This window comes from Acinetobacter sp. PFS20, assembly GCF_052261015.1.
Lineage (GTDB): Bacteria > Pseudomonadota > Gammaproteobacteria > Pseudomonadales > Moraxellaceae > Acinetobacter.
This window is the reverse complement of the sequence record NZ_JBPVZE010000001.1, coordinates 2,011,843-2,030,798: the sequence shown is the minus strand read 5'-3', so window position 1 is coordinate 2,030,798 and position 18,956 is coordinate 2,011,843. Positions and strand designations below refer to the sequence as shown.

At 38.8% G+C, this 18,956-nt stretch carries 15 protein-coding genes; 6 read left to right on the top strand and 9 right to left on the bottom strand.

Annotation, left to right across the window (positions count from 1 at the left end; all coding sequences use genetic code 11):
• Positions 1-172 precede the first annotated feature (172 nt).
• From ACS125_RS09565 to gudD, 3 genes are all read right to left on the bottom strand, one after another.
• Complete coding sequence (locus tag ACS125_RS09565; protein ID WP_443271752.1) at positions 173-1,759, bottom strand: aldehyde dehydrogenase (NADP(+)); 1,587 nt, start codon at positions 1,757-1,759, stop codon at positions 173-175.
• A 30-nt stretch (positions 1,760-1,789) separates the two neighbouring features.
• Entirely contained in the window at positions 1,790-2,701 is a 912-nt protein-coding gene (kdgD, locus tag ACS125_RS09560; RefSeq protein WP_443273951.1) for a 5-dehydro-4-deoxyglucarate dehydratase, read from the bottom strand.
• Between the two features lie 265 nt (positions 2,702-2,966).
• A complete protein-coding gene (gene gudD / locus ACS125_RS09555) occupies positions 2,967-4,301 on the bottom strand; it encodes a glucarate dehydratase (RefSeq protein ID WP_443271750.1) in 1,335 nt (444 codons plus the stop codon).
• A gap of 286 nt (positions 4,302-4,587) precedes the next feature.
• Here gudD and ACS125_RS09550 point away from each other — a divergent pair, with 286 nt between their 5' ends.
• The 3 genes from ACS125_RS09550 (at position 4,588) to ACS125_RS09540 (ending at position 8,595) form a co-directional block, all read left to right on the top strand.
• The gene (locus tag ACS125_RS09550; protein ID WP_443271748.1) at positions 4,588-5,952 is read left to right on the top strand and encodes an MFS transporter; all 1,365 of its coding nucleotides are present in this window, start codon (positions 4,588-4,590) and stop codon (positions 5,950-5,952) included.
• Between the two features lie 72 nt (positions 5,953-6,024).
• Positions 6,025-7,572 (top strand): galactarate dehydratase, encoded by a 1,548-nt coding sequence (gene garD / locus ACS125_RS09545; protein ID WP_443271746.1) that lies wholly within the window; start codon positions 6,025-6,027, stop codon positions 7,570-7,572.
• A 126-nt stretch (positions 7,573-7,698) separates the two neighbouring features.
• On the top strand, positions 7,699-8,595 hold the full coding sequence (locus tag ACS125_RS09540) for a DMT family transporter (protein WP_400199784.1): 897 nt from the start codon (positions 7,699-7,701) through the stop codon (positions 8,593-8,595).
• A 43-nt stretch (positions 8,596-8,638) separates the two neighbouring features.
• Here ACS125_RS09540 and ACS125_RS09535 read toward each other — a convergent pair whose 3' ends face one another.
• Both ACS125_RS09535 and ACS125_RS09530 read right to left on the bottom strand, forming a co-directional pair.
• Positions 8,639-9,079, bottom strand: a complete 441-nt coding sequence (locus ACS125_RS09535) for a hypothetical protein (RefSeq protein ID WP_443271743.1) — start codon at positions 9,077-9,079, stop codon at positions 8,639-8,641.
• A gap of 55 nt (positions 9,080-9,134) precedes the next feature.
• Positions 9,135-10,205, bottom strand: coding sequence for an AraC family transcriptional regulator (locus ACS125_RS09530; RefSeq protein ID WP_443271741.1), 1,071 nt, complete (start codon positions 10,203-10,205; stop codon positions 9,135-9,137).
• 129 nt (positions 10,206-10,334) lie between these two features.
• Between ACS125_RS09530 and ACS125_RS09525 the strand changes: the two genes are divergently transcribed.
• Entirely contained in the window at positions 10,335-11,795 is a 1,461-nt protein-coding gene (locus tag ACS125_RS09525) for a coniferyl aldehyde dehydrogenase (RefSeq protein WP_443271739.1), read from the top strand.
• Positions 11,796-11,845: 50 nt separating this feature from the next.
• Here the strand turns inward: ACS125_RS09525 and ACS125_RS09520 are convergent, their stop codons facing one another.
• The 4 genes from ACS125_RS09520 to ACS125_RS09505 all read right to left on the bottom strand — a co-directional run bounded on the left by ACS125_RS09520 (position 11,846) and on the right by ACS125_RS09505 (position 16,624).
• Positions 11,846-12,211 (bottom strand): hypothetical protein, encoded by a 366-nt coding sequence (locus ACS125_RS09520; RefSeq protein WP_443271737.1) that lies wholly within the window; start codon positions 12,209-12,211, stop codon positions 11,846-11,848.
• A 223-nt stretch (positions 12,212-12,434) separates the two neighbouring features.
• A complete protein-coding gene (locus ACS125_RS09515; RefSeq protein WP_004793843.1) occupies positions 12,435-13,898 on the bottom strand; it encodes an amino acid permease in 1,464 nt (487 codons plus the stop codon).
• Between the two features lie 399 nt (positions 13,899-14,297).
• The gene (gene astA / locus ACS125_RS09510; protein ID WP_443271735.1) at positions 14,298-15,392 is read right to left on the bottom strand and encodes an arginine N-succinyltransferase; all 1,095 of its coding nucleotides are present in this window, start codon (positions 15,390-15,392) and stop codon (positions 14,298-14,300) included.
• A complete protein-coding gene (locus ACS125_RS09505) occupies positions 15,389-16,624 on the bottom strand; it encodes an aspartate aminotransferase family protein (RefSeq protein ID WP_443271733.1) in 1,236 nt (411 codons plus the stop codon). The genes astA and ACS125_RS09505 overlap by 4 nt, the downstream gene beginning before the upstream one ends.
• A gap of 136 nt (positions 16,625-16,760) precedes the next feature.
• Here ACS125_RS09505 and ACS125_RS09500 point away from each other — a divergent pair, with 136 nt between their 5' ends.
• Both ACS125_RS09500 and ACS125_RS09495 read left to right on the top strand, forming a co-directional pair.
• Positions 16,761-17,183 (top strand): Lrp/AsnC family transcriptional regulator, encoded by a 423-nt coding sequence (locus ACS125_RS09500; RefSeq protein ID WP_002120489.1) that lies wholly within the window; start codon positions 16,761-16,763, stop codon positions 17,181-17,183.
• 328 nt (positions 17,184-17,511) lie between these two features.
• Positions 17,512-18,942 carry a gamma-aminobutyraldehyde dehydrogenase gene (locus tag ACS125_RS09495; RefSeq protein ID WP_443271731.1) on the top strand — a complete coding sequence of 477 codons (1,431 nt, stop codon included), beginning with the start codon at positions 17,512-17,514 and terminating at the stop codon, positions 18,940-18,942.
• Positions 18,943-18,956: the final 14 nt, after the last annotated feature.

Sequence of the window (18,956 nt, the reverse complement as noted above, 5' to 3'; positions counted from 1 at the left end):
ATATTCGGTTTTTATACCTCTAAGTTATTAAAATCAAAATATTTTATCTCCCTTATCAAACCCTCACACATATTTAAAAAGTAAGCAACTTATGTTTCTGTTGATATTTAATAATGCGTTGAATAAGTTAAAAAATATGCAGCCCAATAGCGTTGATTGAGCTGCACAACTTTTAAATTTGAGCCTGACTTAACTGTCCATTAACCAGACGAGTAATCTGTAGTGGATTACTATCTTTTAATGCATCGGGTAATAAAACTTGTGGTGTATTTTGGAAACATACCGGACGCAAGAAACGCTCAATTGCTCCCGTACCTACCGAAGTTCCGCGTGCATCACTTGTTGCAGGGAAAGGACCACCATGTACCATGGCATCAGACACTTCAACTCCTGTCGGAAAGCCATTAAACAATACACGGCCAGCTTTGCCGGTTAGCAAATGAAGAAGCTCGCCTGCTTCGGACAGCTCATTTTCATCACCGATAATAGTTGCCGTAAGCTGTCCACCTAAAGCCTCAATTCCTTTTAATAAAGTCGCTTCATCCTCTACGCCAATCACAATCGACATTGGTCCGAAAACTTCATGTTGTAGTTTTGGGTTGCCTGACAGTAAAACAGATTGGTCCGCTTTAAATAGATGGGCTTTTGCTTGAGTAACTAGCTCGGCCTCTTGACCTGTCGCAATAACTTCAAAACCAGCTTCACTGTTTAGAGCATCAATACCTTGACGGTAGCTTTTTAAAGTTCCTTCATTCAGCATGACCTGAGGCACAGCTTTTTGCGTGCTTTCAGCTAAAGCTGCTACGAAACTGTCAAATTCAGGTCCTTGTACGCCTAAAATTAACCCGGGTTTTGTACAGAACTGACCACATCCCATATTAAACGAGGCAACCGTGTCCTGAGCGATTTGTTCACCACGAGAACTCAACGCTTGAGATAAAACCACTACAGGGTTCACACTCGACATTTCAGCAAAGAATGGAATTGGCTGAGGACGACTCTGCGCAAGGTTATAAAGCGCCATTCCACCCTCAAGAGAACCTGTAAATCCGGCTGCTTGAATCAGTGGATGTTCTACCAAGTTTGCGCCAATACGGCCGCCAAAAATCATATTGAATGTGCCTTTAGGCATGCCACAAACTTCAATTGCTTTTTCAATGGCTTCTGCAACAAGTTCGGCAGTTGCCATATGGCCAGAGTGTGCTTTAAAAACAACCGGACACCCTGCTGCTAAAGCAGCTACGGTATCACCGCCCGCAGTTGAAAATGCAAGTGGGAAATTACTCGCGCCAAACACGGCAACCGGTCCTACTCCAACTTTATATTGACGCAAATCAATACGTGGCAAAGGCTTACGTTCTGGCAATGCCACATCAATACGAGCACCGTAAAAATCGCCACGACGTAAAAGTTCAGCAAACAATCGAAGCTGACCAGTAACACGGCCTGTCTCCCCTTGAAGACGAGGAAGTGGTAAGCCTGTTTCAAGTGAAGCGACTTCTTGCAGGTTCGCACCTAATGCTTCAATTTGGCGAGCAATCTCTTCAAGAAAAGAAGCTCGTTGCTCTTGAGAAGTTTGGCTATAAACTAAAAAAGCGTTATGCGCAGCTTGAGCAGCTTGATCTACTTCTTCAAGAGTCGCCTGACTAAATACATAACCTGTTGGCTGATAGTCTTTTGCAGTTACACTTTTTAGGGCTGGCGCATTTGCAGCAACGCGTTGACCATTAATAAACTGCCGACCGTTATTTTTACTCATTTTAAAGCTCCAATACCTAACCAGTTAAAATTATTGCGGACCAAGTGTCGCAATGAGGGCAGCCAAATCTTCATAGTCCGCTTGAGTTAAATCACTTAATGGTGGACGTACTGGACCTGCGTCGTGCCCAACAATTTTGGCACCTGCTTTAATCATGCTTACCGCATAACCTGATTTACGGTCGCGAATTTTAATCAGTGGCAAGAAGAAATCTTTAATCAAACGATTGGTTGTTTCAAAGTCATCACTGCGAAGCGCGTTATAAAACTCCATTGCAGTCTTTGGAATAAAGTTAAATACAGCTGATGAATAAACTGGGCAACCTAAGGCCTTATATGGCGCTGCAAAAACTTCTGCTGTTGGTAAACCACCTAGATATGACAAACGATCACCCATAGTCTGAATCACTGCCGTCATCATATCGATTTGACCAGAGCTGTCTTTAAAACCGATTAAGTTCGGGCACATCTCGGCTAACTTTTGGATTGAATCGAGATTTAATCTTGAAACGCTACGGTTATAAAAAATTACACCAAAGTCTACTGAGTTACATACTTGCTTAACGTGTTCGATCAAACCTTCTTGGCTTGCTTCAGTTAAATAATGCGGCATTAACAAAATACCGTGTGCACCTAAGCGCTCTGCTTCTTTTGCCTGTTCAATCGCCTGACGTGTCGGACCACCTGCCCCAGCAATAATCGGTACACTACCTTTACAAGTATCGACCGCAGTTTTAATCACATCAGAGTATTCACTTCCAGTTAACGAGAAAAACTCGCCTGTACCACCCGCAGCAAATAATGCGCTTGCACCATAAGGCGCTAGCCATTCAAGACGTTTTGCATAAGAAGATTTATTAAAGTCCCCATTTTGGTCAAAGTCAGTAACCGGAAAAGAAAGAAGGCCATCAGAAACAATGTTTTTTAACTCAAGAGCATCCATTAGAAAATATCCATACATGTTTATGTTGTCAGACATCTTACATCATAAATTTTATTTTAATCAATATATTTTTCCTCTGAAAAATTAAATTTTGTAAAAAGATCAAAGTTCATTACCCAAAATGATTTAACCTATTGTTTTATAAAATATAGTTAAAATTCTTAATTTTAGGACTAATCGTTAGACATAAAAAAAGCTGCCCATATGGACAGCAAAGCATTAAGAAAACTCAAAAAGCGAATTTTTCAAAAATATCGGTAAAATATTAACGAACCAAACACGGCTTTTTATTATTAAACGACCAATTTGGTATTAAAAATTGCATCGCATCGGCATCATTACGAGCCCCTAAACCTTTTAATTTATACAGTTCATGGGCTTGATTAATTCGATCCCAGTCCAGCTCAACCCCAAGTCCTGGTGCTGTTGGTACCTGAATTTTACCATCTTTAATTTCAAGCGGCGCTTTCGTTAGCTGATCTGTACCTTCTTGCCAAATCCAATGTGTATCAATTGCCGTAACCTTACCTACCGCGGCGGCGGCAACATGGGTAAACATCGCAAGTGAAATATCAAAGTGATTATTAGAGTGTGAACCCCACGTTAAATTGTACATATTGCAGAGTTGTGAAACTCGAACCGAGCCTTCCAATGTCCAAAAATGTGGATCAGCCAAAGGAATATCAACGGCTTGCAATTGAATACTATGCGACATTTCTCGCCAGTCCGTAGCAATCATATTGGTCGCAGTGGGTAAGCCTGTTGCACGTTTAAACTCGGCCATAATTTCACGGCTTGAATAACCTTGTTCTGCACCGCATGGGTCTTCTGCATAGGCCAACACCCCTTTAAGATGTTTACCTAAAGCAATGGCTTCATCTAAAAACCATGCACCGTTTGGATCAAGCGTCACACGCGCTTCTGGAAAACGGCGCGCGATTGCTGTAACAGCTTCAGCTTCTTGTTCGCCCTGTAACACGCCACCTTTTAGCTTAAAGTCTTTGAACCCATAGCGGTCATAAGATGCTTCTGCTAAATGCTGTACAGCCTCAGGTGTTAGCGCTTTTTCATGACGAACTTTATACCAATCATGGTGATGTTGAGGTGTTGTCGCATAGTCTAATGAAGTCTGTTTTCGGTCACCGATAAAGAACAAATATCCTAAAACTTCAACTTCACTACGTTGCTGACCTTCACCAAGCAAACTTGCAACATTTACATTTAAATGCTTACCAAGCAAATCAAGTAATGCTGACTCATAAGCTGTTACAACATGAATTGTGGTACGTAAATCAAAGGTTTGATTGCCTCGACCACCACTGTCGCGGTCAGCAAAGGTTTGCTGAATTTTCTTGAGTAGATTTTTATATTCGCCAATCGGCTGCCCTTCAATCAAGGCTTTAGCATCATTTAATGTCGCTAAAATTTTTTCTCCACCCGGAATTTCTCCAACGCCAATATTTCCAGAGTTATCTTCGATAATAAGTATATTACGAGTGAAATAAGGTCCATGGGCACCACTCAAATTGAGCAGCATGCTGTCATGTCCAGCAACAGGAATTGCTCGAATTGATTTAACGATAGGTGTAGACGTCGCCATTAAAAATACTCCTTGGCATTTTGATACTATTTTTTCATGATCAAAACTTATAAGACATCATATGACTTGTCAATATAAACCCGTATAAAAATTATTTTTCGACCCTACTTGCCAAAATAATATTTTTAATCATATGATGTCATACATCTAAAGACGCGGTTTTAGAACTAGGACTATAGAGTAGATACAAAATTCCGTTTTCTCATCTATTCTATCGATGAATTTGACATGACGTCACCTATTTCACGGATATGCAAATAGGTCGATTATTAAAAAGAGTTTGTATATGGATAATCTGCAAACAAATCTTGCTGCTGTAAATCAGCAACGAGCGAAGCATAATAAAACCCGCTATTACATTTTAGCGATGATTTTCTTAGTCACTTCATTAAATTACGGTGATCGGGCAACCCTTTCAATGGCTGCTGCTCCGATGTCTCACGAGCTTGGATTAAACTCAGTAACCATGGGCTATATCTTCTCTGCATTTGGTTGGGCTTATGTTATCGGCCAAATTCCGGGTGGATGGTTACTCGATAAGTTTGGTGCTCGACGAGTCTATTTCTGGAGCATTATGCTCTGGTCATTTTTCACGATTCTCTTAGGTTTTGTCGATATTTTAGGTTCTATCCCTCTCATTATTGCATCATTATTCATCTTACGTTTCTTGGTTGGATTATCTGAAAGTCCTGCCTTTCCTGGAAATAGCCAGATTGTAGCAGCATGGTTCCCAACCAAAGAACGTGGAACCGCCGCAGCGATATTTAACTCGGCTCAATATTTTGCCACTGTCATATTTGCACCATTCATGGGATGGCTCGTTGCCCATGTTCACTGGCAATCTGTGTTTTGGATTATGGGTGGACTAGGCATTGTGATTGCTTTTATCTGGTTAAAAGTCATTTATAGCCCAGAAAAACACCCTACTATTAATTCAAATGAGTTCAAATATTTACAAGCAGGCGGTGCTATTACCAACATGGGTGAAAATCAGCTTAAAGTTGCTGATGAAAACAATAAAATGAATTTTAAAAATATTAAGAAGCTGCTCTCATCTCGTATGCTTTTAGGTATTTTTATCGCTCAGTATTGTATTACCTGTTTAACCTATTTCTTTATTACTTGGTTCCCTGTTTATCTTGTTAAAGAACGCCACATGTCGATTTTAGAAGCTGGTTTTGCGGCTGTATTACCGGCGCTTTGCGGATTTATTGGTGGCGTATTAGGTGGTGTGATTTCCGATAAACTCATCAAGATGAATAAATCTCTGACCTTCTCACGCAAATTCCCCATTATTTTTGGAATGTTGTTATCAACCAGTATTGTGGTTTGTAACTATGTCGATTCGCAAACAGCCATCTTGTTCTTTATGTCGCTCGCCTTTTTTGGCAAAGGTTTTGGTGCATTAGGTTGGGCAGTCATGTCGGATGTCGCACCAAAAGAAATGGTTGGTTTGTCGGGTGGTTTATTTAATACCTTCGGTAATACAGCGGGCATTGTGATTCCTATTGCTATTGGCTACATCATCAACTCGACAGGTTCTTTCAATGGTGCACTTGTTTTTGTAGGCATACATGCTGTCATCGCAATTATTTGCTACCTCTTTATGGTCGGCAAAATCCAGCGCTTCGAGTTAAAACCTACCTCTTAAAAATGCTTCGCTATAACGCTTAAACAAATTATGCGTTATAGCCCTCTCTTCAAATGTATACAAGGAACGATCATGCTGAAGCCTCTCCTCATAAAAATTAGTCCTCTTGATAATGTAGCCATTGTAGTGAATGACGGCGGTTTACCACCTTCTACACCTATTGAGGAATACCAACTCATCTTGGTTGATCATGTACCACAGGGACATAAAGTTTTATTAGAGTCATTAAAGCAAGGTGAAGCAATTGTTCGTTATGGGGAAATTATTGGCTATGCCAATAAAGATTTACCCGCAGGTTGTTGGGTAAATGAAGCCGTTACCCAAATGCCTGAGGCACCTGAGCTAGATGATCTTGAGTTAGCAACTCGTCCTGATCCAAAGCTTCCAGCCTTGAGCGGATATATATTTAAAGGTTATAAAAATAAAGATGGCAGCGTCGGCACAAAGAATATTTTAGGTATTACGACCAGTGTGAACTGTGTAGAAGGTATTGTCGATTATGTCGTTAAAATTATTGAACGTGATTTACTTCCTAAATATCCAAATGTAGATGGTGTAGTCGGATTAAATCATTTATATGGTTGTGGTGTAGCAATCGATGCTCCCGCTGCAATTGTTCCTATTCGTACAATTCATAACCTTGCACTCAACCCTAATTTTGGTGGAGAAATTATGGTTGTGAGTCTGGGCTGCGAAAAAATGCAACCCGAACGACTTTTAAATATTCCTAAAGAAAACAAATATATTCCCCTAGCAAACGAAGATATTATTCAGTTACAAGATGAACGTCATAACGGTTTTGAAAGTATGGTCAACCATATTTTAACCGTGGCAGAACAACACCTTGAAAAGCTTAATCAACGTACTCGAGAAGAAGTTCCAGCTTCTCATTTAGTTGTAGGTATGCAATGTGGTGGGAGTGATGCATTTTCGGGAGTCACCTCTAACCCTGCCGTTGGTTTCGCAGCTGACCTGATTGTGCAATGTGGTGGTACAGTCATGTTCTCTGAGGTTACGGAAGTCCGTGATGGTATTCACTTACTCACTCCACGTGCAGCAAATGAACAAGTTGCCAAAGACCTAATTCGGGAAATGAAATGGTACGACGACTATTTAGCAGCAGGCCAAGTCGACCGAAGTGCCAATACTACACCGGGTAATAAAAAAGGTGGGCTGAATAACATTGTAGAAAAAGCGATGGGATCGATCGCAAAATCGGGTCGCTCACCGATTGTAGAAGTTCTCGCACCAGGTCAAAGATCGACAAAAAAAGGATTAATTTTTGCGGCAACGCCTTCGAGTGACTTTATCTGTGGTACGCAGCAAATGGCATCTGGAATTACGGTTCAAGTATTTACCACAGGTCGCGGTACCCCCTACGGATTGGCGGCTGTGCCGGTTATTAAAATGGCAAGCCGAAACAATATTGCAAACCGTTGGTATGACCTGATCGACATCAGTGCTGGCGATATTGCAATTGGAAAGAAAACTATTGAAGAAGTGGGTTGGGAACTTTTTGAACTGATTTTACAAGTAGCGAGTGGCGAGCAACAAACGTGGTCGGACCGTTGGGGTATTCATAACTCACTTGCTGTGTTTAACCCAGCACCCGTGACCTAATAAAGTTTAAAAGATGAGGCATATCACCTCATCTTTTTCACATTTCCCATATTAATTACGACACATTTCACCAAAACTTAACATCGCTGCTAAAATAACATCGAAAATTAAGAACTGTATTTCTCTATGCAAAATCAGACTGCTCCAAACCTCCCCTCAACTCAACTTGGAAAAGCACTGCTTTGTCTTATGACATCAGCACTATTATTTTCCATTATGGGGGTATGCATTCGTTTTGCTTCACAAACGGTAGACAATGCGACTGTCGTGTTTTTTAGAAATGCAGTGGGTTTATTTATTTTTATTCCGATGCTGTTTAAACAGGGTCTAGACTTTATTAAAACCGATAAACTCTGGATGCATACGTGGCGAAGCCTAGTTGGGCTTGCCGCAATGTATGGTTTTTTCTATGCCATTGCGAACTTAAAGCTATCAAATGCCATGGTTTTTAGTTATTCATCTCCTATTTTTATTCCGTTGATTGCATGGCTTTTCTTAAAAGAAAAAATCACCAAATCGATGATTTTTGCCGCAGTTATTGGGCTCATTGGAGTTTTATTTGTCGCTAAACCCGACCAAGGTTTATTTAACGCATTATCTTTTATTGGCTTGGGTGCATGCTTTTTATCCGCAATGGCATTTGTCACCGTAAGAGCTTTAACCAGTACAGAGCCGCCTGAACGTATCGTTTTTTATTTCTGTATTTTTGGTAGTTTAATTTCATCTATTCCAATGTTTTGGCATTGGCGCATTTTCACTTGGCATGAATTAAGCCTACTTATTGCAGCAGGACTTTTAGCAAACATTAGCCAACTATTTATGTCTTATGCTTATAGCTTAGCGCCAGCAGGACAAATTGGCCCAATGAATTACATTGCTATTATTTTTGCAGGAATTTGGGGATTTGTTTTTTGGCATGAATTACCAGATTTATTCAGCATTATCGGCATATTTATTATTTTATTTGCGATTTTGCTCTGTAATCCATTTTTGCAGAAAAAGTTGCTCTCTCGATTTAAGTAGCAAATAGAACTCATTCTAATATTAGTTTTATAACAATTGAAAACTAATCAATTGTTATAAAAAACTCACCATATTCAATCTCTTCAAAAAATCTAGCTCTACCGTGTGCATTTAACCCCTCATATTTAATTTTTGCATTCCAAGAATCAACGATTTTCTTCGCAATTAATAAAGCTTGCTCTGCCGTTATCTCATCATGTAGGCTTGTCAATTCTATGAGATTCATCCAAAACTGAGCTTTACTTATCTCTTCTACTTCTTTCAAATCATTAAATTTATCTTGATCAAACTCACTCTCTAAAAAAATATGATTTTCAATTATAAGGAAATCAGGAAAAATCAAATTTAGAATCTTAAAAAGTAAATCTACGGGTAGTTCTTTAATTTTAAAAATTGAGTAAATATATTCAATATCACCAAAGAAGTTTGGCTTATTTATATTTTTAAAACTTTCAAAATTTAAATCACCATCTTTTTCATCCATACAATTCAACTCATCACTATTTAGAAAACGATTAAATTATTTTCAAATATTTAATTTATGAAATTAATTTCTCACGATACTCATTTGGTGAAATGCCTGTCCAATGACGATAGGCTTTTCTAAAATTAGAGGTATCTGAAAAGCCAATTCTTTCAGCAATTTCATCTATGGTTAAAGTTGTTTCTCGCAAATATTCATCCGCAAGACGGCGCCGAGTCTCATCTAATAACTCCTGATAAGTTAAATCAAAACTTGCCAAGCGTCGATGTAAGGTACGCTTTGACAAATGTAACCGTTCAGCCATTTCTTGAGCTGATGGAAAAAGCCCTGTTCCATCCAATAATATTAAACGAATCGTTTTCACTAACTCGGGCTCTTCAGCTACTGCTGCACCTAACATCCGCTCACAAAACGACTTACACATGTCCGCAGTAATCGGGTTGGCATTTGGGCAAGGCACATCGAGCCACTTTAAATCAAAGTGCCATTGCATTACCCCAGCATTAAACTGAACGGGGCAATGAAACACTTTTTCGTATTCTTCTGCATAGGCAGGCGCTGGATAGGGCAACAAAAGCTTCTTCGCTTGAAATGGTCCTTCAAGCACACGTTCAATTAAGGTTTGCATGGAGCTAAACCAAAACTCGCACACTAAAGGCAAAAGCTTACCAAGTGCAATAATATCCTGCCCTTCAAAAACGGCAACATCATCTCGAATATAAAAAGACTTCTTTAAAATAGGCCCTGCAAGCTTAATGTGTCGAATGCCAAGCTCTACCGCTTGTCTAAAATTACGCGAAGAGTAAAGTGCGTAACCATACACCCCAAAATCTGACAACCGCTGCTTTTGCCCTGCACGCAAACCAATTAAGGGATCGTGAGATAGTTTTTGAATATTTTGAAATAGCTGAATTTTTTGGACTTGAGAAATATATAAAGAAGGCTGATTTATAGCATCTGGCGAAATATTTATGCCCGACAGAACATCTGATATTGAATGCCCTTGTAAACCCATTTCATCAAATAAACTGGTCAAACCCAGCAAATATGTATTGGCGCCTAAGGATGTATTATCATAATTTCCTTCGATAACTCTATTTGCATTTTTATAAAGATTATTAGGCATTTAACTCACACCATCCCTAGAGTGACGTGCATAATGGCACTAAACTACCTCTTGTTGTCTCAATTTAACATCGACCATACGACGCTTCAAGCATAAAGTATGATAAGCAAAAGTATGGAAGGAACAATAATGGAAAGCTCCACTTTAAAAGAATATAGCGGCTCTGCCACCGAACATATGGAACTTATTTTTTCCAAACAACGTGCCAATTTTGAGGCGGATCCCTATCCAAGTCTTGAGGCACGTCGCACAAAGCTGCATCAACTCAAAAAACAAATTATTCGTTATCAAGATGCTTTGGCTGCTGCGATTAATTCCGATTTTAGTTCTAGATCACTTGATGAATCTAAACTATTAGATCTACTTGGCTCAGTGCTAGAAGCCGATCATGCGATTCATCATTTACGCCGCTGGATGCGCCCAAGTAAACGCCGTACCGAGCTTTTATTCTTATCAAACCGTTTAAGTGTGCAATACCAACCTAAAGGCGTGGTTGGTGTCATTGTTCCTTGGAACTTCCCCGTTTATTTAGCACTCGGCCCACTCATTGCCGCTTTAGCTGCGGGCAACCGAGTCATGATTAAGCTGCCCGAAATTACACCGAATACTAATGCAATGCTTCGACGCATGCTGGCTGAAGTCTTTAATGAAGATGAAGTGGCTGTGTTTGGTGAAGAAATTACAGACCCAGCAAGATTTACCTCTTTACCATTTAACCATATTGTATTTACTGGCTCTCCTGCGATTGGCAAAGTTGTCATGCGAGCAGCAGCTGAAAATCTAACACCTGTTACACTTGAGTTAGGTGGTAAATCACCTGCAATTGTAAGCCGCAACTACCCGCTTGCCGATGCTGCAAAACGTATTACGCATGGTAAAGCAACAAATAGTGGTCAAATCTGTGTAGCACCTGACTATGCGTTGGTTCCAAAAGAAAGTATTGATGAGTTTGTAGAAGCCTCTAAAGCAAGCTTTATAAAAATGTTTGGTCAAAACATTGAAAATAATGAGAATTACACATCCATTGTGAATGACCGCCATTTAAAACGTATTCAAGATATTTTGACCGATGCACAAGCAAAAGGTGCATGCATTATTCCTTGTGACACTTATAGCTTTGACCAACAAGGCCGTAGGATGCCTGTACAGATTGTGCTGAATTGCACGCCAGATATGCGCATTATGAAAGAAGAACTCTTTGGCCCTATTTTACCTGTGATGGCTTATGATTCTTTAGATGATGCGATTACCTATGTGAAATCGGACGAAAGACCTTTAGCACTTTATTGCTTTACGCATAATTCAGTAGAACGTGATCGTATTTTACGTGAAACTCATTCGGGTGGTGTGACCATTAATGACTGGGGCTGGCATGTAGTCAACCACGATGCTCCTTTCGGTGGTATCGGAAACTCAGGCATGGGGTCATATCATGGCGAAGAAGGTTTTCGTGAACTTTCTCATGCAAAAACTGTATTTATTCGTCATCGGTTTTTCCCGACTCAGCTTTTCCACCCTCCTTATGGAACATTCCTACAAAAATTAGCGATTCGCTTTTTCTTGAAAAAAGGCGATCCAAATATTAAATAAGGATGATAAAAAAGCCTCGTTATGAGGCTTTTTTATCGGCTTTTAATTAATCAATCAGACATAATAGAAAAATTATGGAACTTACAGATCTTTATATAAGCATCTTCAAATAATTTTTCCATTTTAGGATTCCCATCATGGTAGTCATCCCAAAATGCTCCACTAAATTCTTTAGGTTCAATAGTAGTAGTTACAGTATCTTCCTGTTTATAAAATGAAATTTCCCAACCTTCAGGTATACTAGGATTAATTATTTCAAATTTAGAAATTTCTACAATAACAGGGGTACCATCTGAATCACGGCGAACAGATACCTTTGTTTCATTTCGATATTCATTAAATTGCACCCCAAAACAGATGTATCTTTTCCCAATAGTAAAATCGTACAAATTACTATCATTACACTTAAGTATCATGGGATTACTATTCCTTTTACTTTGTAATCTTTAGTTTTAAAATCAATTTAATTCATTTTAATATTTATGACTATGTTTAAAGTTCTGAAAAAAATTTCAGACATTACAAAAATTTTCTGAGTAAGTTTTCTACTAAATATTGTAACCATAAACAAATTATTATTTTCAAAATAAAAAAGCTAGGCACTCACCTAGCTTTAATATAAAAACAACTATACTCGACTTAAATATAATCAACCTTTTGAGCTTTTAAAATATCAAGCTGCAACATCTTTTTCTTTTTATATTTATAGGCAATAAACAAACCAATAAACCATACTGGTGAAAACTCTAAAGCAATCAGTGTGTCATGATCTAAAGCTAAAATTACTATAGTGAAGACTAAAAATAGCATCGTCATCCATGCCATAAATAAACCACCTGGCATTTTATATTTTGACTGAATATGTAATTCAGGACTTTTCTTACGATAATAAATATACGAAAGCACAATCAGCATGAATGTAAAAATACATAAAATTGAAGTAAGTGCTGAAATAATCGTAAATGCCGTCATAACATTTGGAACAATAAACAAAATAGATGTTCCAAGCGTTACACAGGCCATTGAAAAAACGAGGCCTCTAATTGGAACCTTTCTTTTCGATAATTTGCTAAAACTTTTTGGTGCATCGTTATCTAAAGCTAGGCCGTATAACATACGGCTAGTCGCAAATATTCCACTATTTGCAGAAGATAGCGCCGAAGTCGCAACAACAAAGTTGATTAAACCTGCCGCAATTGGTAACCCTACCAATGTAAACATTTCTACAAATGGGCTTTTTTCTGGTGAAACCTTAGCCCAAGATGTAACTGCAATGATACAAACCAATGCGCCCACATAGAATAACAAAATGCGTAAAGGAATAGAGTTAATTGCTTTTGGAAGTGAGGTATGCGGGTCTTTAGTTTCAGCAGCAGTTGTACCAACCAACTCAATACCAACAAACGCAAATATGGCAATTTGGAAACCAGCTAAGAAACCTGTTACACCATAAGGAAACATGGATTGTGTTTCAAACAAATGGCTCATTGAGGCCTTAACCCCATTTGGTGAAGTAAATCCAGTACTAATTAAATAAATGCCAGCCAAAATAAACAGAATAATTGCAGTAATTTTGATGAGTGAGAACCAAAACTCAAGTTCACCGAACAATCGAACAGCCACAAAGTTGAGTATGGTTAAGACGGCTAATGAAGTAAACGCAGGAATCCAAACGGGTAAATCGGGATACCAAAACTGCATGTACCCTCCGATCACAATCACGTCTGCAATCGCAGTAATAATCCAGTTACACCAGTAGGACCAACCAAGGAAAAACCCCGCCCATGGGCCGAGATAAGCCGTTGCAAAATCGGCGAAAGTTTTAAAATTAGTGTTCGCAAGCAACAATTCACCCATTGCTCGCATCACGAAGAAAAAGAAGAAACCAATAATTAAATAGGTTAAAACAATTGAAGTACCCGAAACACTTAATGTTTTCCCGGAACCCATAAATAACCCAGTACCAATTGCACCACCAATTGCGATCATCTGAATATGACGATTGGTTAATGAGCGCTGCAATTTCTCTTCTTCTTGTTCAGTCATATGTTGACTACCAAGAAGATCTCCTTCCAGGAACTGCTTTCCGTTATTCTTACTCATGTAATATTTACTCCAATTTATAGCAACCGTCGTAAATGCTTTAATAATAAATAAATTATATGATTATTAATTTAGTCCATTAAATCATTCTAAAAATATTATTAAACCACTTAAAACCTTATAAATTCCTTTTTAAAAGCTATTACCTATAACAATAAAAATTAATCATCAATCCTTTCCTTCATTATTATATTAGCCCGCTTTTCTCAATATAATTTCAATAAATATTTAAAATCTATAGATTAATTAAATACTTTATTTACTTACTCTTTATATAGAAAAACAGGCTAATTAATCCCAGCTCAGCGAGCAAGATTGTATTTATCCATATACCCATCTTGCGCTAGCGATAATATAGTATTCCTTCTTAAATTTGGTGAAATGTATAGTAATTTTCGCTTAATTAACAGCCATTCGAAAATGTTCAGTCGCTTTGAGTTTATTGACCACTTCAGGACTCGAAACTTGCTTAACTTGAACACTTAGCACCCGAACTAAAGAGCCATTTTCAACATTCAATTGTTTTGCTTGTTCTTTCGTTAACTGCAATATGTTTTGATGCGGTTTGCTATACACAAGAATGGCGCGATAATTTTCATAGTCATCATTAGCTACAATGTAAGCTTCATCACCTACTGCAATATTTTCAGGTTGTTCAATTTGTACTGCTACAGACTGACTTTCTTTAATTGCCCGTAAATTTTCGATATCTGCTTGCAGCGTCGCACCACCATCAAAAATATCGACATAGCCTTTGTAGCGTAGTCCCTCTTCAAGCAAGAGGTTGTAGGCTGGTCGAGTATTTGGATGAACAATGCCAATCGCGGCTTTCGCATCATCAGGTAACATATCGACATAGAGCGGATGTCTTGGCATTAGCTCAGCAATAAAAGCCTTTTGTCCGACTCCACTCAAATAATCAGCTTTGATAAATTCAATATTAAAAAACTTATGCCCTACCGCATTCCAAAATGGTGATTGTCCATTTGCATCGGAATAACCCCGCATTTCTGCAACAATAGTTTCTTCAAAATATTGGCGAAATGCTGACAGAAACAAGAAGCGAACTTTAGATAAAAATTTACCATTTTTATTTAAGCGATAGTCAGGGTCTAAAAATAAAGTGCAAAGCTCACTACAGTTAGTATGGTCATTACTCAAATACAAAGTAGGTAAAGCGTTATAAACACTTAAAGGTTCTGACGCATGAACTTGAGTTCCTACATGAAAGTTGTACCAAGGCTCTCTTAACCCAAGTGCCACTTCAATACCGCAAACACCGACAACTTTGTTGAGTTCAGTATCTTCTAAAACAAATAAATAAACCTGATCTGCCTTGGGGAGTTCACCTGCGACCGTTTTACACGCCCGCTCAATACGAGCAGCAAGTTTTTCCATATTGGGCTGCAAAGATGTCAAACCAAAACCCGCTTTTTGCGCCAACAGGTAAAGGTCATTAACATCTTTAGGTTCGATGTAGCGAATAATCATCATGCTGCTTGTTCATCCTTTTGAATTTCCACAAAGCGAACAAGCGCACGTTCAAAGCGTTTTAGACCTTCATCAATATCAGCAAATGGAATAATTAAAGATGGCGTAAAACGTATAACGTTTGGACCAGCAATCAGACTCAGTAAACCTTCTTCACCTGCAAGGTTATTAATATCTTTTGCTTTACCAGCAAATTTGTCTTTTAAGGCACAACCAATCAATAAACCTTCACCACGAATCGTTTCAAAGATTTCATATTTTTCATTTAATTTATTTAAAGCTTTTTTATAGTAATCGTGACGCTCTTTAACCCCATTAAGCACATCTGGTGTATTAATAAACTCAAATACAGCACCTGCAACCGCACTTGCTAGCGGGTTACCACCATAAGTCGTGCCATGTGTACCTACTGAAAAATGTGGGGCAAACTTATCGGTTGTTAACATTGCACCGACTGGGAAACCGCCGCCCAATGCTTTTGCAGTTGTTAACACATCTGGAATAACGCCAGAGTTCATGTAGGCATAAAGTGCACCGGTACGGCCCACACCCGTTTGTACTTCATCAAAAATCAGTAAGGCACCGAACTCATCACACAGCGCGCGTAAACCTTTTAAAAATTCAATGTCAGCAGGAATAACGCCGCCTTCACCTTGGATTGGCTCAACAATAACAGCACATGTTTGCTCATTAATTACTGCTTTTGCAGCTTCTAAATCGTTAAAGGCAACATGGTTAATTCCGTTTGGAAGTGGTGCAAAGTCTTGTGAATATTTAGGTTGACCACCCGCTGAAACGGTAAATAAGGTACGGCCATGGAAAGCATTATTAAATGCCACAATGCCACTTTTGCCAGCAACGCCGCTATCTAAACCAACTTTACGAGCCAGTTTTAAAGCAGCTTCGTTCGCTTCAGCACCTGAGTTACAGAAGAAAACCTTATCTGCAAATGTATTTTCGGTGAGTTGTTTTGCAAGGCGTAGAACGGGTTCATTTGTATAACCGTTACCTACATGCCAAAGTTTTGTTGCTTGTTCTGTTAAAGCATTTACTGCCACTGGATGCGCATGACCTAATGCGTTTACTGCAATCCCGCCTGCAAAATCAATATATTCTTTATTTTCTTGATCCCAAATACGTGAACCTTCGCCACGTACTGGAATGAAATTTGCCGGTGCAAAAACTGGAACCATCCACTCGTTAAAGTCACTACGTGAAACTGCAAAATTATTCATTTTATCTAGTCCATTAAATTAAAATTATGAGGGTTAGCTGATGACCCTATTATTCAAAATCAAATTGATTCACAAAATTTGTAATTCAGCAAAAAATGAATTATTTTTTACCAATTTGATAATTGACAATTACAATATGGATAACATTGATCAAATTATTTTAGGTTTACTTAAAGATAACGCACGGATGTCTGTTACCGAGTTAGCCGAAAAAGTTCACGTTTCAAGAGCAACGGTAAAAAAGAGAATCGAATATTTGGAGTCTTCGGGCATCATTACTGGATATACAGTACGGTTTAAACCCAATGCAGAACGCAACGTTATCCGTGCATGGATGAGCATTATGGTTGAAGGGACCAAAGCGCAATCTGTGATTAAAGAATTACGCCTAGAAAGTGCCGTTGAATGTTTGCATAAAACCAATGGCAAATGGGACATCTTGGTCGAGCTACGCTCTGATACTTTAGAAAACTTCGATAAAGTTTTAGAAAGAATCAGGAATATTTCAGGTATTTATAACAGTGAAACTAGCATTCTTCTTGCGAGTCATAAGACCTAATCATTCACTTTAATTTCAACAAATAAGAACTCGAAATTGATGAGCTAAGCACAAGGTCTGGCTCATCAAGCTGCTTTTGATTAGAAAAATTTTGCTCTTATCTTTCCTCAAATCTACTGAACTACAACGATAATCAACCTCTCCTAAAAATCTGCACAAATTTTTAATTTTTTTTAAACAATAAAATCAAAAGTTTAAATTCTAATTTGATTTAAATTCCCACTTTTTTCACTCACTCCTCTCATCAAAGCATTTGACAGAAAATTTAAAACATAATACATATAGTATTATATGTTATATGTTAAAACCTAAGGACAAGGTATATAAAATGGCTAAAACTCAACTACAACACTTTATTAACGGCGAATATGTAGCTAGCAAAGGAAATGATTATTTCGACTTAGTCAGCCCAGTGACTGGTGAAGTTTATGCACAATCACCTAATGCAACCGAGGCCGAAGTTGATGCAGCTTATGCTGCTGCAAAAGAAGCATTCAAAATTTGGGGACGCAGCACACCTTCGACTCGTCAAAAAGCATTATTAAATTTGGCAGATGCGATTGAAGCAAATGCAGAGCGTTTAATTGAGGCGCAAAGTCGTAATACAGGTCAGTTAAAACACTTAATTGCATCTGAAGAAGTGGGCGCTTCAGCAGATCAGGTTCGTTTCTTTGCAGGCGCTGCCCGCTTACTCAATGGCACAGCTTCAGGTGAATATTTAGAAGGTTTAACCTCTTCTATTCGCCGTGAACCTGTCGGTGTGGTTGGCCAAGTTACACCTTGGAACTATCCACTCATGATGGCTGTTTGGAAAATTGCACCGGCTTTGGCTGCAGGTAACACAGTGGTACTTAAACCAAGTGATACCACCCCTGAAAGTACGCTTTTACTAGCAGAAATTGCTGCGCCATTTTTCCCTAAAGGTGCATTTAACGTGGTGTTAGGTCAAGCTCAGGTGGGTTCAAAAGTTGTATCCCATAAAACCCCTGCACTCGTTTCTATTACAGGTTCGGTTCGTGCCGGATTACAAGTTGCCGCTTCTGCCGCAGCAAATTTAGCGAAAGCGCATCTTGAGCTTGGTGGTAAAGCACCGGTAGTGGTTTTTGAAGATGCCGACATCGATAAAGCAGTTGAAATGATTGCTTTAACGGGCTATTTCAACGCAGGCCAAGACTGTACTGCGGCAACACGTGTGATTGTGTCTGAAGCCGTTCATGATGAGTTTTTAGGCAAGTTAGTTGAAGCTGCAAAAAATACCCGTTTTGGTGAACCCGATGATCAAGATGCACTTTATGGTCCACTTAACAATGCTAACCAATTGAAGAATGTTAAAGCCTTTATTGACAACTTACCTGCTCACGCCAAAGTTGAAACAGGCGGAAAACAGGCAGACCGCCCAGGCTTCTATTTTGAACCCACTGTTATTAGTGGTTTAAAACAACACGATGAAGCCATTCAAAATGAAATTTTTGGACCCGTCATCACTGTTCAAAAATTTACCGATGAAAATGATGCGATTGAAAAAGCCAACGATGTTGAATATGGCCTAGCTTCAAGTGTGTGGACTAAAGATCATGCCCGCGCAACTCGTCTGTCACGTGAACTCGATTTCGGTACAGTTTGGATTAACACCCATATTCCTCTCACCGCAGAAATGCCACACGGCGGTTTCAAAAAGTCAGGTTATGGTAAAGATTTATCTTGCTACGGTTTTGAAGAATATACCCGCGTTAAACATGTGATGAGTTCAAACGAATAATAAAAATGGACTTT

What these genes read in the sequence shown, in the direction of transcription:
- ACS125_RS09565 (WP_443271752.1), bottom strand. Translation starts at nt 1,759, where the DNA reads ATGAGTAAAAATAACGGTCGGCAGTTTATTAATGGTCAACGCGTTGCT.
- kdgD (WP_443273951.1), bottom strand. Translation starts at nt 2,701, where the DNA reads ATGGATGCTCTTGAGTTAAAAAACATTGTTTCTGATGGCCTTCTTTCT.
- gudD (WP_443271750.1), bottom strand. Translation starts at nt 4,301, where the DNA reads ATGGCGACGTCTACACCTATCGTTAAATCAATTCGAGCAATTCCTGTT.
- ACS125_RS09550 (WP_443271748.1), top strand. Translation starts at nt 4,588, where the DNA reads ATGGATAATCTGCAAACAAATCTTGCTGCTGTAAATCAGCAACGAGCG.
- garD (WP_443271746.1), top strand. Translation starts at nt 6,025, where the DNA reads ATGCTGAAGCCTCTCCTCATAAAAATTAGTCCTCTTGATAATGTAGCC.
- ACS125_RS09540 (WP_400199784.1), top strand. Translation starts at nt 7,699, where the DNA reads ATGCAAAATCAGACTGCTCCAAACCTCCCCTCAACTCAACTTGGAAAA.
- ACS125_RS09535 (WP_443271743.1), bottom strand. Translation starts at nt 9,079, where the DNA reads ATGGATGAAAAAGATGGTGATTTAAATTTTGAAAGTTTTAAAAATATA.
- ACS125_RS09530 (WP_443271741.1), bottom strand. Translation starts at nt 10,205, where the DNA reads ATGCCTAATAATCTTTATAAAAATGCAAATAGAGTTATCGAAGGAAAT.
- ACS125_RS09525 (WP_443271739.1), top strand. Translation starts at nt 10,335, where the DNA reads ATGGAAAGCTCCACTTTAAAAGAATATAGCGGCTCTGCCACCGAACAT.
- ACS125_RS09520 (WP_443271737.1), bottom strand. Translation starts at nt 12,211, where the DNA reads ATGATACTTAAGTGTAATGATAGTAATTTGTACGATTTTACTATTGGG.
- ACS125_RS09515 (WP_004793843.1), bottom strand. Translation starts at nt 13,898, where the DNA reads ATGAGTAAGAATAACGGAAAGCAGTTCCTGGAAGGAGATCTTCTTGGT.
- astA (WP_443271735.1), bottom strand. Translation starts at nt 15,392, where the DNA reads ATGATGATTATTCGCTACATCGAACCTAAAGATGTTAATGACCTTTAC.
- ACS125_RS09505 (WP_443271733.1), bottom strand. Translation starts at nt 16,624, where the DNA reads ATGAATAATTTTGCAGTTTCACGTAGTGACTTTAACGAGTGGATGGTT.
- ACS125_RS09500 (WP_002120489.1), top strand. Translation starts at nt 16,761, where the DNA reads ATGGATAACATTGATCAAATTATTTTAGGTTTACTTAAAGATAACGCA.
- ACS125_RS09495 (WP_443271731.1), top strand. Translation starts at nt 17,512, where the DNA reads ATGGCTAAAACTCAACTACAACACTTTATTAACGGCGAATATGTAGCT.